Origin of the sequence: Nostoc sp., assembly GCF_036919575.1 — a bacterium.
GTDB lineage: Bacteria > Cyanobacteriota > Cyanobacteriia > Cyanobacteriales > Nostocaceae > Nostoc.
In genome coordinates this window covers 88,984-105,545 of record NZ_JBALBY010000052.1, presented here as the reverse complement: position 1 = coordinate 105,545, position 16,562 = coordinate 88,984, and the positions used below count along the sequence as shown (strand labels likewise).

The following is a 16,562-nucleotide window of genomic DNA, read 5'->3' as shown; positions in this document are numbered from 1 at the left end:
GGTTAGGGTGGGGTAACGCGGATCGTGATGAGAAGCCAAAGAATTGAATATCACGTCTTGGCAAGGGTTTCACCTTAAGTTGACACCTATGAGCACTGCTGTGCCCCTACCCGCGTGGTCTATTTACCTGAAAATAGCTGTAAACCCACGGCTGCTAATAAAAAATCAAGAGTTTCATAACCTGCGGAGGCAGGTTTTGTCTGTATAGCCGCGATTTCTAATCGCCAGGATACTTCTTTTTTGTTAAACTTCTCTACCGCCTGTATGTGAGGAAGTTAATGTTAATAGATAGCCGTCCGGTGCAGTCAAAGTAAATGAACTGTGGATTCTGCCTGCTTCGATCTCAGAAACAGTCAGTCCCCACTTCTTAAAAGTATCTCTGGTGGCAGAAACATCATCTACCATCAGATCAAAAGGCGCATTGATTCCAGGCGCGATCGCCTCTGAACTTGTTCTCAAAACTAAGTGCGTTCCTCCCCGTAATTCTAAAACAGCTAATTGTTCTGATTGAGCGATCGGTCGCAGCCCTATCTTGATAAAAAAATCGCTAGCCTCCGGTACATTACTCACATATAATCTCACATGACCAATCGCTACAGGAGGACGGGTATCCTTTTCTTTTGCAATAGTTTCTGGTGACATAGCTTTAATCCAAAAATATTTAGTTACCGTTTAGGGATTTCCAAGAAATAAATTATCCATCTTGTGGGGTGGGCATCTTGCCATTGGTGTCAACTTAACATTAAAAGGGCGGTTAGAAACCGCGTCTACACAAGCAAAACCCACCTCCGTGGGTTAAGAACCCTTGATTTTGCATTAATCCACGAACGCGAACAGCGTCTCGAAGAGAAGGTGGACGAGAGTTTGTGTAGCCGCGTTCTATTCCATTCGCCAAAGCTTGAGTTGACACGTATGGACAGCGACTAGCTTACTACGTAGCAATAAATGCAAGCATTGATGAAACAAATCTTTTCGCGGGATGCTTGATTCTTTTGTCTATATTGTGATAGTTTTCTTTCTACACCCTAAAATTACTATAAGTCTATCGAGTTACAGTAGATTGTTAAATATCATTAACCTAGTTGTGGGAATTTGGGGTTAAGAAGGACTAGCGAAATCTATCGAGTTTATTATTGTAGGCAGTACATCGTGAACCACCGATCTAGAAATTCATTTCTAAGCCAGGGCATTCTCTATGAGTAAAATACGTGCTGTGATTGTTGATCCGAATGTGGTTGGACGTTTGGCACTGAGTGAAGTGACTGCACCAACACCTGCGCCAGATGAGGCACTAGTCAGAGTGGCCGCGATTTCTCTCAATCGGGGAGAGGTGAAACGTTCAACTTCTGCTGAGGCTGGTTGGCAGCCTGGTTGGGACTTGGCAGGTGTAGTAGAAACCCCGGCTGCCGATGGTTCAGGGCCTGCCCAAGGGACGCGTGTAGTTGGCTTGCGCCGCGCCGGTGCTTGGGCAGAACTCGTATCTGTTCCCACCAACGCCTTAGCAGAAGTGCCGCCATCGGTATCCTTTGCTCAAGCTGCCACACTGCCTGTAGCGGGTTTAACCGCGTATCATGCAGTACTAAAAGGTGGTTCACTGTTAGGTCGTCCAGTTCTAGTTACAGGTGCATCAGGAGGCGTTGGTTACTTTGCGATCCAATTGGCGCAACTGTCAGGGGCGCACGTCGTAGCATACATTCGTCAAGCTGGCTATGAGACTCTAGTTAGAGAAGCAGGGGCACAATCGGTGGTGATTGGCGAAGACCTCTCACCCGCCAGCGAATATGGCCCCTATGATCTAATTATAGAGTCAGTGGGTGGCAAGACTTTGGGGGTAGCCCTTAGCTTACTGGCACAGGATGGAAAAACTGTGCTGTATGGAGTATCTGGGGGAGCAGAAGTAACATTCAACGCCGCTCAATTTTTTGGGACTGGTGGCGTGAGTTTGTATGGTTTACGTCTGTTCGATGAACTGAGATTTGAATCAGCCGCAGTCGGTCTCAAACGGCTTTTGAGTCTAGTAGAAGCAGGTAAGTTGCGTCCTCACATTGATTTAGAAGCTTCTTGGACACAAATAGCTGATGTAGCGCAACAACTACTCGACAGGCGTTTTCCTGGTAAGGCTGTGTTACACATTTCCAATTGAGTATTAGCTGATGGCATGGGGAATAGTACTGACTTCTGGTTCAAACTAGATCAACTTGTAGCCGCTAGTAATCTCAAGATAGATCGTCCAAAAGGGACATCACATCCACGTTATCCATACTTCGTTTATCCACTGGACTATGGATACTTGGAAAACACTAGCTCTGGAGATGGAGATGATATTGATGTTTGGATAGGTAGCTTGTGTAGTCAAACAGTAACTGCCGTCATTTGTAGTGTTGATTTGGAAAAGCGAGATACAGAAATCAAGATACTTCTGGGTTGTACATCAGGGGAAAGTCGAACCATTTTCGATATCCATAATACAGGCTCTCAATCAGCAATGTTATTGGTTCGCAAGTAAATTACTTAGATTTTTGAGGGTAACTTTGTATGAGCTTAGAACTAAAACTATCAGGTAAAACAGCGATCGTTACAGGAGGAAGTGCGGGAATTGGTTTAGCCACCGCCAAAGCTCTCTATAGTGAGGGTGTGAGTGTTGCGATCGCAGCCCGCAATCAAGAACGCTTAGATCAGGCAGTAGCTGACATCCAATCCCTACCCACTCCAGGCGCGAAAGTTATTGCCATCAGCGCCGATTTAACAAAAGCAGAGGATATTGAAAAAGTTGTCTCCACAACATTGGCCCAGTTTAATCAGATTGATATCTTGATTAATAATGCAGGTTCAGCCCGTGCTGGGTCTTTCCTAGAATCCACTGATGATTTATTTTTGGATGCTTGGAACTTAAAATTATTGGGCTATATCCGCCTAGTTAGAGCCGTCGTCCCCCATCAAAAAAGTCGCGGTGATGGCCGGATTGTGAATATAGTCGGCGGTGCAGGACGTACCCCTCGTCCTAACTTCCTAGCTGGTGGCACAAGCAATGCGGCTCTGCTCAACTTCACAAAGGGCATTTCTAAAGAGTTAGCTGAGTACAAGATTCGGATTAATGCCATATCGCCCGGTGCTACAGCTACTGGGCGTGCTGAACGTTTAGCCCAGCAGAACGCCCAAGCGCAAGGGATCACTGTTGAGCAAGTGAAGGCACAAAGCATTCAAAGTATTCCTTTAAAAAGAATCGCCCAGCCAGAAGAAATTGCTGCCCTGGCTCTATTTTTGGTGTCTGATCTAGCTGCATCAATTACAGGAACAGAGATTATCGTTGATGGCGGATCTACCCCTGGTGTTTAGCAGACGAGATGAATCGGTGTTTAGCAGACGCGATGAATCGCGTCTCTACTTTTGTCAAAACATAAACTTCTTGGAGATCAAAAACATGGGTTCTCAACACTTTGACATCAAACCAGTTGCAGGACGTATCGGTGCTGAAATCATTGGTCTTAATCTGAGTTCTAACCTCAGCGATGACATCATCAGCGATATTCGCAAAACTCTAGTCAAATACAAAGTGATCTTTTTCCGTGGTCAGCAACAACTCGATGCTGATGGACAGGTCGCCTTCGCTCGTCGTTTCGGTGAAGTCACTACAGCCCACCCCACCGTACCAGCGCTTCCAGAAAACCCAGAAGTCTTAGACCTGAATTATGGTCGCACCACTTCCCGCGCCAATAGCTGGCATACCGATGTGACATTTGTAGACCGTCCTCCTCTCGGCTCTATCTTACGAGCGCTTGACATTCCCCCAACCGGAGGCGATACAATCTGGGCAAACTCTGTGACTGCATACCAAGATTTACCTACCCATCTGCGTAATCTCGCAGACCAACTTTGGGCAGTACACAGCAACAAATACGACTATGCAACTGGATTCGACCTACCTGAAGATGTCAAAGCTTACCGGGCTGTCTTCACCTCGACTGTATACGAGACTCTGCACCCAGTTGTACGCATCCATCCTGAATCCGGCGAGCATGGGCTATTCATCGGCGGATTTGTGCGCCAGTTCCGTGGCTTATCAACAACTGAATCAGATGACATTCTGCGACTATTGCAAGCGTATGTAACACGTCCTGAGAATACAGTCCGGTGGCGTTGGCAAGTTGGTGACGTCGCCTTTTGGGATAACCGAGCTACTCAACATTATGCGATCGCAGATTACGGCGACCAGCCCCGCCACGTTCAACGCGTCACAATTGTCGGCGACCTCCCAGTGGGCATCGATGGTAAACAAAGTCAGGCCATCAAGGGAGACGCTTCTGAGTACAATCGACGTGAGGCAGTGACTGCCTAATAGGGACTCGCCTTAAAAATAAAATACCAGCTAGACAGAATGGCACTAAGAAAAGCCCAAACACTTGTGTAACCTCGTTCCCAGTCTTCAGACTGGGAATGTATTCCCAGAGGCTCTGCCTCTCGTCAAGAAACAGGAGGCGGAGCCTCCCAGAGTGGTTTCCCAGCCTGGAGGCTCTTAACCAGTCACGTCTATATCGTCAGCGATACCATGCGGCACAACAAATCTACTTTGCAGAATCTAATCCTGTGCAGTATGCCGATGCTTTATTGAAAAATAATAATTTGGCAGAACCGATTCTCTTCTTCAGAGCAAATCATCCTAATTCGTAATGGGCTTACGTCCCGCTTCTCTACTCTATCGTGTATACACAAGTCTTTTAGAGTTGCTAGGTAAACGTAGGGTAGGTTAATTTTTACAAGCCGATGCAATGGGATTGTCAGCCGATGCAATGGCATTGTTAGCCGATGCAATGGCATTGTTAGCCGATGCAATGGCATTGTCAACCGATGCAATGGCATTGTCAACCGATGCAATGGCATTGTTAGCCGATGCAATGGCATTGTCAGCCGATGCAATGGCATTGCAAGTCAAGATACCTGTGTGTACACCGTAGCTTTTCTACGAGAGGCTGTGCCAACGGGACACTACGCGAACGTAATTAAGACACACTGTAAACAGGAGAATGAGAAGACAATTAGCCCATGCCCTCGGTTTTTCCGCAGCCGAATTGCTTGCTGTTACCCGTAATGCCATCAAGGTAGCGTTTACATCACCGGAGCGCCGAAACGATCTACTAACCAAGTTGAGCCAATGGAGTGATGCTGATTCAGCTTAGATCGAGACTCAAAGTAGATGCCACTAAAATATCTTTCACACATTTCCTAATTTATTGACCAGATTTTTTCAAATGTTAAAACGATAGACATTTGAACCCAGTATCTAATGACGATCGCGCTTTTTATGAAACTCTTCTATACACCTAACTCGCCCTATGCACGCATTGCACGGATAGCAACACTAGAATTGAATCTCAGCAATCAGATCGAAACGCAAAAAGTCATTGCACGAGATCCGAACAGCGACCTACTGAATTACAACCCTACAGGTAAAGTGCCAACGCTAGCGACTAACGACGGATTTATTTTGAGTGAAACACGTATAATATGCGTCTATCTGAATCACTTAAATCCTGAGATCAAACTAGTTGCTGACATTTCTAATGGCTTTTTACAGCAACTTGAAGGTATGACTGGCGGGTTTATAGATGGCATTGCTGTTTGGGTACGGGAGTTAAGGCGTCCCCTGAGTGAGCAGTCTTTTGGGGTGATCGAGTTTGAGCGATCGCGGGCGTTGAGAATTTTGGACTACTTCGAGAAGATATCAGATAAACTCGACCAAACTCCGAAACTTGCTCATATAACTCTCGCCTCTGCACTTGGACTAGAGATCCGTCTTCCTGATTTGCAATGGCGACAGAAATATCCAAAACTTGCCCATTGGTACGATGAATTCTCTAAACGATCCTCCATGCAAGTAACAATACCAGAGTCCTAATAACTAACACTTTCTTGTTCCAAACAAGAGAACGAAAAAAGCATGAGTACGCCCTCACAGATAGAAATATGAGTACGAAAAAACAACTTAAACTCGGAGCATTTTTACCCGGTAGTGGTCATCACGTCGCAGCATGGCGGCATCCCAACACCCCGGCTGATGGAGGTCTGAACTTCCAACATTACAAGCAGCTGGCACAGACGGCTGAACGGGGCAAATTTGATATGCTTTTCCTCGCGGATGGTTTAGCCGTCTGGGATCGAGGGCAAGGGACTGAGGCTTTTAGCCGTTCGGGACAATTCAGCGTCCACTTTGAACCTTTAACCTTATTGTCGGCTCTGTCTGCGGTGACAGAAAATATCGGATTGGTGGCGACATCATCAACGACCTATGATGAACCTTTTCATCTCGCTCGTAAGTTTGCGTCACTGGATTATCTGAGCGGTGGTCGGGCTGGATGGAATCTTGTAACCTCTGCTGCTGAAGCCGCAGCGCAGAATTTCAGCCAAGAAAACCACCTAGAACACTCGCTGCGCTATGAACGGGCGAGGGAATTTGTGGATGTTGTCACCAAACTTTGGGACAGTTGGGAAGACGATGCTTTCCTTCACAATAAAGAGTCAGGTATTTACTTTGATGCAGAAAAGTTGCATATTCCCCACCACAAGGGTAAATATTTCTCGGTGCGCGGGCCGCTGAATGTGGCGCGTCCACCGCAGGGGTATCCAGTAATCGTACAAGCTGGATCTTCTGAGGCTGGCCAGGATTTGGCTGCTCAAACAGCAGAGGCGATCTTTACTGCACAACAGACATTGGCAGAAGCTCAAGCGTTCTATGCCAACGTCAAGGGGAGATTGGCTAAATACGGACGTTCCCCTAATCATCTGAAGATTATGCCAGGGGTATTTCCGGTAATTGGTAAGACTGAGCAGGAAGCTAAGGATAAATATGAACAACTTCAGGAGTTGATCCATCCTCTGGTAGGATTGGGACTGCTTTCTGGGCTAGTGGGCGGTCATGATTTATCTAAGTATCCCCTAGATGGGCCACTGCCTGATCTGCCAGATACCAACGGTGGCAAAAGCCGCTTGCAGCTGATCACCGATCTGGCCCGCAGAGAGAATTTAACAATCCGGCAACTGTATTTGTGGATTGCAGGAGCGCGAGGACATCGAACGATTCTCGGAACACCAGAACACATTGCCGATCAGTTAGAAGATTGGTTCGTCAATGGTGGGGCTGATGGATTCAACATCATGCCGCCGTGGTTGCCTGGAGGTTTAGATGAATTCGTGGATTTGGTAATTCCCGAATTGCAACGCCGAGGAATATTTCGTACTGAGTATGAAGGTCGAACGCTGCGCGAAAATCTCGGTTTACCCCGTCCGGTAAACCAGTTCAACGCAAATACTGCTACTCCTGAACCTGTGAGCGCCGGTTCCTTGGCATAGTTTTGATTGAACAACTGGCAGTGTTTTTGAAGGACGGCTTTGATTTCCTCAAACTTTATCTGGTTTGTTAATCCAGTGGTTTCAGTTATAAGTTGTTCCACATTCAACTTGCATAATTAGGGCGCTCATGTTGCCCACCCCACAAGAGTTATGTTTAATTCGGTTATGCAAATTAGATGTTTTTCAGCTTACAATCTAAGTCGTCTCTAAGGAAACTTTTTATCGTGTTGGGCATCTTGACGGTTCTTCTATCCTCCTTTGTTTTGACGTTTCACAACGTTACTGTCCGAGTTTTGTTTTCAGAACATCTCGTACTAGGTTTATTTTTACTTGGTGGATACGTTAAACCGGATTTGCAGAATTCCTTCTTGCTGATGTTCATGCGAATGCTGCTAGTGGTTCCACTTATGGCATCTCTATCATTCAAGCTATATCCATCTGCTGGAAAAGAATTAAAAGACTTATTCAATCGCGATCGCAGGGATATTCTGATTCAAGCTTTTGGCTGTGGAGTGCTGATGTTTGTCTATATTGCCTCACTCTACGTTGCCATTGGCTTGATTCCCACAGGTATTGCCTTGACACTCTTCTTCACCTATCCCGTATTTACAGCACTGCTGTCTTGGAGGTTTTTTGGCGATCGCCCCACATTGTTCCGTTGGCTGGTGATGGCTATTATCCTAGTAGGAAGCGCTCTCACAATTCCCCAATCTTCTGCCACCTACAGCAGTCATACCATTGCGATCGGCATTTTCGCTAGTTTTAGCGCTGGGATCGTTTACGCCTTTTATTGCATCATTGCTCAAAAATGTTTAGAAAAATTCCATCCAATTCCCTTTACCTGGATCAGTTTTGCCTCCACTTTACTGCTTTCCGGTATTAGCTTACTGTTTTGGCCAGGTGCGATCGCCCAACTTGACTGGACACCCCTATGGATTGGCAGCATATTTTCGGGTCTTGTCAGCTTTATCGGACACACCCTCAACAATGTGGGGATTCGGATGGTTGGCGCATCTACCGCCTCCATAATCGGTTCTAGCAGTCCAGCATTGACAGCGCTAGTTGCATGGATAACCATTAGCGAAACTTTAAACGTGATTCAGAGTGTGGGGATTGGTGTTGTCACATTGGCGATCGCGTTACTTAGTGCCGAAGGCTTTCTTAAATCGCTCAAAATTAGGAGTTAAATTGGGCGTGGGGAATTTTAGAATACTTTACAGCGCTTCTGTGTTGAGTCGAATACAGACCTAACAAGAACAGCCCCTTCCCTACTAGCGTTGGGGAGTAAGATTCAAAGCCTCTCTCCTTTGAGGAGAGAGGTTTGGAGAGAGGTCAAAATCTATTGTATATAAACGAGAACCGCTTTATTTACAGCTATTTTCAGGTAAATAGACCACGCGGTAAGGGCACAGCAGTGCTGTGCCCCTACGACAGATGTGGTTCAAATACATGAAAACTGCTGTAATACCAATTATCCCAAATAAAGCTAGAGATATAAACCTATAAACCCCGATTAAAATTGACTTTCTTAATTACGAATTACGAATTAATAGTAATATATGCCTTTCTCCGCTATCCTTTTTGATTTAGATGGGACATTAACAGATCCTAAACTTGGCATCACTCGCTGCATTCAGTATGCGCTCTCTGAACTCGGTTACAAACCACCGGATGCTGATGAATTACATTGGTGTATTGGCCCACCACTAAAAGACAGCTTTTCGCAGTTACTCAAGACCTTAGATAACACAGTAATTGAACAGGCTATTTCACTGTATCGTCGTCGCTTTGCCACCATTGGATTATTTGAAAACTCCCTTTATCCCCAGATTCCAGAAATCCTAAAAACTATTCGTTTTGCTGGTTATAAAACTTTTGTTGCGACTTCTAAACCATATATTTATGCTACGCAAATTATTGAATATTTTGGCTTATCGTTGCTTTTTGATGGGATTTATGGTAGTGAACTTGACGGAAGTCGGAGCGTTAAAGGCGACTTAATTAAGCATATTTTATTAACAGAAAAACTTTTACCCTCTACTGTGGTGATGGTAGGCGATCGCTCGCATGACATCATTGGAGCCAAGCACCATCACATTACTTCAATTGGCGTTACCTATGGTTATGGAACTGAGGAGGAATTAAAAGCTCATGGTGCTGACTTAATTGCCCATTCTCCAAGTGATATTCCTAGATTAATAATTCGTAATTCGTAATTCGTAATTCGTAATTCAAAATAATGCCGCCATCTTTAACACTTTTTCATGGCTTACTTCTGTTTAGTACCGCTTTCATTGCAGGCGGGTTAAATGCTGTGGCGGGTGGTGGAAGCTTTATCACGTTTCCAACTCTCATCTTTACAGGTGTACCCCCGATCGCAGCTAATGCCACCAATAATACTGCAATTTGGGTGGCGGCTCTAGCCAGTGCTGGAGCATATCGTCAAGATTTAGGCATCGAGCGACGAGATTTTTTAGTTCTATGTGGTGTCAGTTTAGTTGGTGGCATGATTGGCTCCATAGCTTTGTTATATACATCGCCAGACGTTTTTCAAAAATTGATTCCCTATCTGTTACTGCTGGCAACACTTGTATTTACCTTTGGCGAACCTTTCAAAAAATGGTTGCAGCGTCAAAGTCAAAATACATCGCCTGAGTCTGTACCCTTGTTTAATTTGGTACTGGCTCAACTAGCGATCGCAATCTATGGCGGTTTCTTCGGCGCAGGTTTAGGAATTTTAATGCTGGCAACTCTGACATTTTTAGGAATCAAAAGTATTCACAAAATGAATGCTTTTAAGACATTTTTGGGGAGTTGTATCAATGGTATTGCGATCGTTCCATTTATTTTTGCAGGTGTGATTGCTTGGCATCAAGCTATTTTGATGGCAGTTGGTGGCTCTCTTGGTGGTTACTTAAGCGCTCATTATGCTCGTAGACTTGAACCCCACTTAATTCGGAAATTTGTGATGATTGTTGCCTTCAGCATGACTACCTACTTTTTTATTCACGGTTAAAACCATTTCTTTGTGAGGCTGCGCCAAGCCTTTTTAACTTCTTTCTTTCTTTCTTTCTTTCTTTCTTTCTTTCTTTCTTTCTTTCTTTCTTTGTGTCCTTTGCGGTTCGTTTTCTTTCTTGTACTTAAATATGGTTTAGCGCATCTTGATACAGAACTGGTATAAGAGGATGTTTGAAAAGTCCTCTTCTCGGTAATAAAACGTTCTAGATCCCCCTAAATCCCCCGATAAATTGGGGGACTTTAATTCCAGTTCCCCCCTTTTTAAGGGGGGTTAGGGGGGATCAACAAGTGCCTAAAATCACAGCTAACTACTTTTCAAACAACCTCTAAGGACTGGAAACTACTCAGGCGTGATATATGGAAGCATCAAAAAAATCACAAGTTATGCTTCGTGCTTTTGGTTCCAGAAATTTTCGCCTGTACTACACAGGTCAGGCAATTTCTCTGATTGGTACGTCGATGACTCAAGTGGCTACTAGTTGGTTAGTATATCGCCTCACCGATTCCGCTTGGTTGCTGGGTCTGGTGGGCTTTGCCAGCCAAATTCCCACGCTTGTGTTGATCCCTCTGGGTGGAATCGTCGCCGATCGCTGGAATCGTCATCAAATTCTGCTGGTTGCCCAAATTCTAGGGATGCTTCAGTCTTTAGCTCTAACGTGGCTAGCCCTAAGCGGTACGATTAATATCCAGTACATTGCAATTCTTGGCGTGCTGCAAGGGATTATCAACGCCTTCGATATTCCAACTCGGCAGGCATTTCTTCCAGAAACAGTTGCTAAGGAAAATCTCGGTAATGCCTTTGCCTTGTACTCTTCTCTGGTGAGTGTGACGAGTATGGTGGGGCCTGCGATCGCGGGCTTATTAATTGCGGCCATTGGATCGGGGCTGTGTTTCCTAATTGATAGCATCAGTTACATCGCTGTAATTATTGCCCTGCTAGCAATACGGCTGACATCCAGAAAAGCCGTCATTTCCACACGCAAACCATTAGAAGAATTAAAAACTAGTTTTAACTATGCCTTTGGATTTTTGCCAATTCGATCAGTCTTGATTGGTTCAGCTTTAGTCTGTTGCGTGTGGGGATTTTACTTAGCTTTGGGTCCGATTTTTGCCAAGGATATTTTGCAAGGCGGTCCTAACACCTTCGGCTTCTTGATGACAGCTTCGAGTTTGGGAACCTTAGCTGGTGGTATCTATTTAACTAAACATAGCAATGTACTGGAGTCGGGTAAAGTTCTAGCATTGGGCATAGGTTTTATGGGAGTAAGCTTGATTGTCTTTGCCCTATCCCGTGTGTTCTGGCTTTCACTGATCTCATTATTTACAGCTGGTTTCGGCTTTATTTTGCAGATAATTGCTGGACGCACTTTGCTTCAGTTGTTGGTGAGCGATCGCAATCGCGGACAAATTACAGGTCTTTACGTAATGGCATCTACAGGCGCAGTACCTATAGGAAACTTAATAGCTGGCGCACTAGCAAGTAAAATTGGTAGTAGCAATACTGTCATCCTTGGTGCAAGTATTTGTGTTGCAGGCTCAATTTTCTTTAAACAACAAATCTCCGCTTTCAGTAATCTGGTTCGTCTGAATCTACATACTGAAGGATCTTAAAAGAAAAATAGCTCTGACTATTTGAAAGAGTGCAAAATCAGGAACATCTCACTTTTGTAAAAACACACCTGCCCTGGCGAATGGAATTCGCGGCTATACAGACAAAACCCACCTCCGTGGGTTTGAAATTCTTTTAGTCCGCGTAGGCGGACTTCGTTTGTGTAGCCGCGATTTCTAATCGCCTGGTATATTTGCAAAGGTGAGATGCTTCCTGCATAATCAGCCATAATACCAAAAATTGGTAACAACAATGACTACTATAAATGACCCTACTGTTGTAACTGAAGTAACCGATTTGTACCTCAAATATGAAAAAGCTCTTGGTAATAACAATTTGGAGGTGATGGATAGCTTGTTTTGGGATGCGCCCGAAGTAGTTCGGTTTGGGATCACAGAAAACCTCTATGGCGGCGAGGAGGTTCGTAACTTTCGTCAGAATCGACCAAACCCAAAAATAGAGCGAGAAATCTCGAATCTCAAGGTTGTGACTTTTGGAAAAGATGCAGCAACAGTGACTTTAGAATTTCGCCGCAATATTAATGGTGTAGAACGTTTCGGGCGACAAAGCCAGACTTGGTACAGGTTTACCGAAGGATGGAAAGTGGTTTCAGCCCATGTTTCATTATTGCCAGTGTGAATTTCAATATGACTAGCATTACCGAAATTGCCCCAGATATCTATCGATGACAACCTATCCCATCACATCTAGTCCATCATTAGTGCAACAAGCCGAATTTCTGGCTGCACAACTTGAGTTTACCCAATCCTCACTTCCAGAAGTTGGTCGCCTGTTGCATATCCTCACTAGGCACATCACACAGGGTCAAATTGGCGAGATTGGTAGTGGATGCGGGGTTGGTGCAGCTTGGATTGTGAGTGCATTACATCCAGATAGTACATTGATTACTATTGAAAGCGATCGCCACCTTGCCAAACTTGTACAACAGCTATTTGCAGATAAGTCTAATGTCCGCGCACTTCTAGGTGACTGGCGCGATTTACTCATCTATGCTCCCTTTGATTTGTTATTTGCCGATGGCGGAAAAGCAAAAGTTACAGAACCTCAGACATTGATAACTGCCCTCAAGCCTGGAGGCTTAATTTTATTGGACGATCTCACACCCGAAGAATACTGGCCTCCAGAATGGCACGGAAGAACAGATCCAATAAGGGAATTTTGGCTCAAAGATCCTCGGATTGCTGCCACAGAAATCCGCGTCACAGCAAGAAATTCAGTGATTCTAGCAACACGTATTCAATGAAATAATTACTGCCAAAAGCAGAAAAATAGAGGTTTAAATATGGTACATTCATTTAATTGGATTGTATTAAAATCTAGACATATAGTAAAAGATAGATGGATTTCAGTACGGTCTGATATTTGCCAAATGCCTAATGGAACAATAGTTGACCCCTATTATGTTCTTGAATATCCAACATGGGTCAATGTTGTAGCTTTAACAAAAAATCAAGAAGTTATTTTAGTAAAGCAATATCGCCACGGTCTGAAAAAAACAATTCTAGAATTGCCTAGCGGTGCTGTAGAAGCTGAAGATATTTTACCAGTGGAAGCTACAAAACGCGAATTATTGGAAGAGACTGGTTACACTAGCAATAATTTTATTGAAACTGGTATATTATCACCAAACCCAGCTAATCATAGCAATTTAACACATTGCTTTTTAGCAACAGATGTAGAACGTGTATCTGATTTAAAGTTAGACGTTACCGAACAAATTGATGTAGTTTTATTACCACTAAAAAAGGTAATTGAAGGTATTGATAATGGTATATTGCTGCAAACATTACATATTAGTTCATTATTCTTTGCTCTAAAAAAACTTGGTAAAGTGCAATTTTATTAGTCATTTAGCTATAGTTGCCTTTTTCAATAACCATCATGAAAGGATAAAAGATATATGACTGTAACAATTTCATTTGATCGCGCTATAAACACTGAAGTGCTTACTACATAGCAGGCAAAGATAAACTAGACAATGGCTAAAGGAGGATTCACCAATGATATTGGAAACCCAACGCCTATTCTTGCGGGAAATGACGCTTTCTGACCTCGACGCGCTACTGCTTGTCCTCGGCGATGCAGAGTCGATGCGCTACTATCCAAAGCCCTTTGACCGCGAGATGGTGGAAAAGTGGATTGATTGGCATCGCCGCAACTACGCACAGCACGGCCTCGGCTTGTGGGCGATGGTTCTCAAGACAACGGGCGAGGTAATCGGCGACTGTGGATTGGTTTGGCAGGACGTAGAGGGACACCAAGAACTCGAAATTGGTTATCATGTCCGCCGTGACCAACAAATGCAAGGTTACGCAACTGAAGCCGCATCTGCTTGCCAGGAGTATGCCTTGAACGTTCTGGATAGCGCTCGCGTCATTTCCCTGATTCGCCCTGAAAACATCCCCTCTCGGCGTGTAGCTGAGAAGAACGGCCTCAAAATCGTTCAGGAGACACTCTGGCGCGATATACCGCACTATATATATGCTGTGCAGCGCTCAGAAAGTAAACTTCTTACAACAAGCAATTTCTCAGAAGCATAGAAGTCACACAATTTTGGATTTTAGATTTTAGATTTTAGATTGACCCCATGCTTAAAGTCACTAGCTCTGTCATTTAAAATCTAAAATTCGGTCAAAATTTAAGGCGTAGTCGAGGTTTTAGATTTTCTCCTCGCCACTCTCTAACAAATAAATCAACGCCTCCACTAAAGCCTGATTTTGTTCATTAGTACCAACAGTAATGCGTAATTTATCATCTAATCCTGGCTGCTTGAAGTAGCGGATTAAAATTCCTCGTTTCTTCAGTTTTTGATAGAGATATTCTGCGTTTACTTCTCTTGGCTGCGCCAACAAAAAGTTAGCTTGAGAATCCCAAATATGAAAACCTAATTGTTTTAAGTCTGTTGCTAACTTAGTCCGTGATGCCTTAATCTTTGCTACACAAGCATTTTTATAAGCTTGGTCGGTAATAGCAGCCGTGCCAATTGCACAAGCGATCGCATCAATGTTATAGCTATCTTTCACCTTAAACAATCCCTGCAACAGTTTGGGATTCGCCACCGCAAACCCCAGCCGCAATCCCGCCAATGAGTACCCTTTAGAAAGTGTGCGAATTATGATGACGTTTTCGTAATCCTTTACCAAAGCCAATGCATTCTCTTCGGTAAAATCTACATAGGCTTCATCAATCACTAAAACTCCAGATAAATGGCTGGCTAATTTTCGCAGATCATTTGTTGCTACCACATGCCCTGATGGACTATTAGGCGACGCAATGAATGTCACAGAACCATCGACAGCAACCAGTTCTTCCAAAGGTAAACTGTAGTCCTCACTGTAGGGAATCTCAATAATTTCCGCAGCTTGCATTTCTGTTAATGTGCGATATAGCACATAAGTTGGCATCGGATAAACTACCTTCTTCCCAGGTTCTGCACAGGCTCGAATTATCACGCTCAACAATTCGTCACTGCCATTTCCCACAATTATCCAATCACTAGGAACTCCTAAAACTTTACTTGCAGCTTCCCGGAACTCTCCCCCGAAAGGTTCTGGATATCGCCGCAACCACTCGCCATCGATATTTCGCAGCACAGCTAATGCCGCAGGGGAAGGAGGATAGGGATTTTCGTTGCTGTTGAGTTTAATAATCTGTGTACCGCGTTGGGGCTGCTCACCGGGAATGTAGCTAGCCATTGCATTAACATTGGAACGAAAGTAATTGTTCATAGGGCATGGGGTATGGAAAAAACAGATTTTTATAAGTTAGGAGTTAGGAGTTTGGAGTTGACTAGGCATTCAATCCTTTTTATTTTTATATGATGCCTAAATCCTTGCATAATTTTGCCCAGCAAGCACTCGTCAGCCCCTATGGGGAAAAGTGAGAAGCAAGAGAAGAATAACAATGACAAATGACAAATGACAAATGACAAATGACAAATGACAAATGACAAACCATTACCGATATATTATTTTTTACAAACCCTATGGCGTTCTCAGCCAGTTTACAAAAGATGCTCCCACACATAGCACCTTGAAAGATTATATTAATGTACCTGATGTGTATCCTGTGGGACGCTTAGACTGGGATAGTGAAGGGTTGCTGTTATTAACGAACGATGGGCAATTGCAACATCGTCTCGCCCATCCGCGTTTTGGTCATAAACGTACTTACTGGGTACAGATAGAGCGAATTCCAGATGCAGATGCGATAAAAAGGTTGCAAACAGGTGTGGAAATTCAAGATTACCGCACTCAACCAGCAGAAGTTAGGCTCTTACCAACAGAGCCACAGCTACCTGAACGCACCCCGCCGATTAGATTTCGCAAAAATGTACCGACAGCTTGGCTGGAAATGACCTTGACAGAGGGAAAAAACCGCCAAGTACGGCGCATGACTGCGGCTGTAGGGTTTCCAACTTTACGGCTGGTCAGGGTCAGCATAGCCCACCTACAATTAGATGACTTGCAATTGGGTCAATGGCGCGACCTCACCACATCTGAACTCCAATTTCTGCATAATTTCAATAAATCGAAAAGTTTTCCTCCAAAGGCAAATGCTCTTTAACAGT

The 16,562-nt window shown here is 44.2% G+C and carries 19 protein-coding genes; 17 read left to right on the top strand and 2 right to left on the bottom strand.

Features of this window, described 5'->3' with window-relative positions:
* Window positions 1-243 precede the first annotated feature (243 nt).
* Entirely contained in the window at window positions 244-642 is a 399-nt protein-coding gene (locus V7K27_RS15390; protein WP_334948590.1) for a VOC family protein, read from the bottom strand.
* Window positions 643-1,195: 553 nt separating this feature from the next.
* On the opposite strand from V7K27_RS15390, the gene V7K27_RS15385 reads away from it, so the two are divergent.
* The 16 genes from V7K27_RS15385 to V7K27_RS15310 all read left to right on the top strand — a co-directional run bounded on the left by V7K27_RS15385 (window position 1,196) and on the right by V7K27_RS15310 (window position 14,532).
* Window positions 1,196-2,143 carry a zinc-binding dehydrogenase gene (locus V7K27_RS15385; RefSeq protein ID WP_334948588.1) on the top strand — a complete coding sequence of 316 codons (948 nt, stop codon included), beginning with the start codon at window positions 1,196-1,198 and terminating at the stop codon, window positions 2,141-2,143.
* Window positions 2,144-2,158: 15 nt separating this feature from the next.
* Window positions 2,159-2,506 carry an inorganic diphosphatase gene (locus V7K27_RS15380; protein ID WP_334948586.1) on the top strand — a complete coding sequence of 116 codons (348 nt, stop codon included), beginning with the start codon at window positions 2,159-2,161 and terminating at the stop codon, window positions 2,504-2,506.
* 29 nt (window positions 2,507-2,535) lie between these two features.
* Window positions 2,536-3,336, top strand: coding sequence for an SDR family oxidoreductase (locus V7K27_RS15375; protein WP_334948584.1), 801 nt, complete (start codon window positions 2,536-2,538; stop codon window positions 3,334-3,336).
* An 85-nt stretch (window positions 3,337-3,421) separates the two neighbouring features.
* The gene (locus tag V7K27_RS15370; protein ID WP_334948602.1) at window positions 3,422-4,336 is read left to right on the top strand and encodes a TauD/TfdA dioxygenase family protein; all 915 of its coding nucleotides are present in this window, start codon (window positions 3,422-3,424) and stop codon (window positions 4,334-4,336) included.
* A gap of 430 nt (window positions 4,337-4,766) precedes the next feature.
* On the top strand, window positions 4,767-4,952 hold the full coding sequence (locus V7K27_RS15365) for a hypothetical protein (protein WP_334948582.1): 186 nt from the start codon (window positions 4,767-4,769) through the stop codon (window positions 4,950-4,952).
* Window positions 4,953-5,021: 69 nt separating this feature from the next.
* Entirely contained in the window at window positions 5,022-5,174 is a 153-nt protein-coding gene (locus tag V7K27_RS15360; protein WP_334948580.1) for a hypothetical protein, read from the top strand.
* Window positions 5,175-5,281: 107 nt separating this feature from the next.
* A complete protein-coding gene (locus V7K27_RS15355; protein WP_334948578.1) occupies window positions 5,282-5,893 on the top strand; it encodes a glutathione S-transferase family protein in 612 nt (203 codons plus the stop codon).
* Between the two features lie 68 nt (window positions 5,894-5,961).
* On the top strand, window positions 5,962-7,344 hold the full coding sequence (locus tag V7K27_RS15350) for an LLM class flavin-dependent oxidoreductase (RefSeq protein WP_334948576.1): 1,383 nt from the start codon (window positions 5,962-5,964) through the stop codon (window positions 7,342-7,344).
* Between the two features lie 224 nt (window positions 7,345-7,568).
* Complete coding sequence (locus V7K27_RS15345; RefSeq protein WP_334948574.1) at window positions 7,569-8,531, top strand: DMT family transporter; 963 nt, start codon at window positions 7,569-7,571, stop codon at window positions 8,529-8,531.
* A 372-nt stretch (window positions 8,532-8,903) separates the two neighbouring features.
* Window positions 8,904-9,560 carry an HAD family hydrolase gene (locus tag V7K27_RS15340; RefSeq protein WP_334948572.1) on the top strand — a complete coding sequence of 219 codons (657 nt, stop codon included), beginning with the start codon at window positions 8,904-8,906 and terminating at the stop codon, window positions 9,558-9,560.
* Window positions 9,561-9,583: 23 nt separating this feature from the next.
* A complete protein-coding gene (locus tag V7K27_RS15335; RefSeq protein WP_334948570.1) occupies window positions 9,584-10,360 on the top strand; it encodes a sulfite exporter TauE/SafE family protein in 777 nt (258 codons plus the stop codon).
* Between the two features lie 359 nt (window positions 10,361-10,719).
* Window positions 10,720-11,973, top strand: a complete 1,254-nt coding sequence (locus V7K27_RS15330) for an MFS transporter (protein ID WP_334948568.1) — start codon at window positions 10,720-10,722, stop codon at window positions 11,971-11,973.
* A 250-nt stretch (window positions 11,974-12,223) separates the two neighbouring features.
* A complete protein-coding gene (hpxZ, locus tag V7K27_RS15325; protein WP_334948566.1) occupies window positions 12,224-12,610 on the top strand; it encodes an oxalurate catabolism protein HpxZ in 387 nt (128 codons plus the stop codon).
* Window positions 12,611-12,656: 46 nt separating this feature from the next.
* Window positions 12,657-13,235, top strand: coding sequence for an O-methyltransferase (locus V7K27_RS15320; protein ID WP_334948564.1), 579 nt, complete (start codon window positions 12,657-12,659; stop codon window positions 13,233-13,235).
* Window positions 13,236-13,274: 39 nt separating this feature from the next.
* Window positions 13,275-13,838 (top strand): NUDIX hydrolase, encoded by a 564-nt coding sequence (locus V7K27_RS15315; protein ID WP_334948562.1) that lies wholly within the window; start codon window positions 13,275-13,277, stop codon window positions 13,836-13,838.
* Between the two features lie 154 nt (window positions 13,839-13,992).
* Complete coding sequence (locus tag V7K27_RS15310; protein WP_334948560.1) at window positions 13,993-14,532, top strand: GNAT family N-acetyltransferase; 540 nt, start codon at window positions 13,993-13,995, stop codon at window positions 14,530-14,532.
* 117 nt (window positions 14,533-14,649) lie between these two features.
* On the opposite strand, the gene hisC is transcribed toward V7K27_RS15310, so the two are convergent.
* Window positions 14,650-15,720, bottom strand: a complete 1,071-nt coding sequence (hisC, locus tag V7K27_RS15305) for a histidinol-phosphate transaminase (protein WP_334948558.1) — start codon at window positions 15,718-15,720, stop codon at window positions 14,650-14,652.
* Between the two features lie 217 nt (window positions 15,721-15,937).
* Here hisC and V7K27_RS15300 point away from each other — a divergent pair, with 217 nt between their 5' ends.
* Window positions 15,938-16,558: an rRNA large subunit pseudouridine synthase E gene (locus tag V7K27_RS15300; RefSeq protein ID WP_334948556.1), complete on the top strand. Its 621-nt coding sequence runs from the start codon at window positions 15,938-15,940 to the stop codon at window positions 16,556-16,558.
* The last annotated feature ends 4 nt before the right edge of the window (window positions 16,559-16,562 follow it).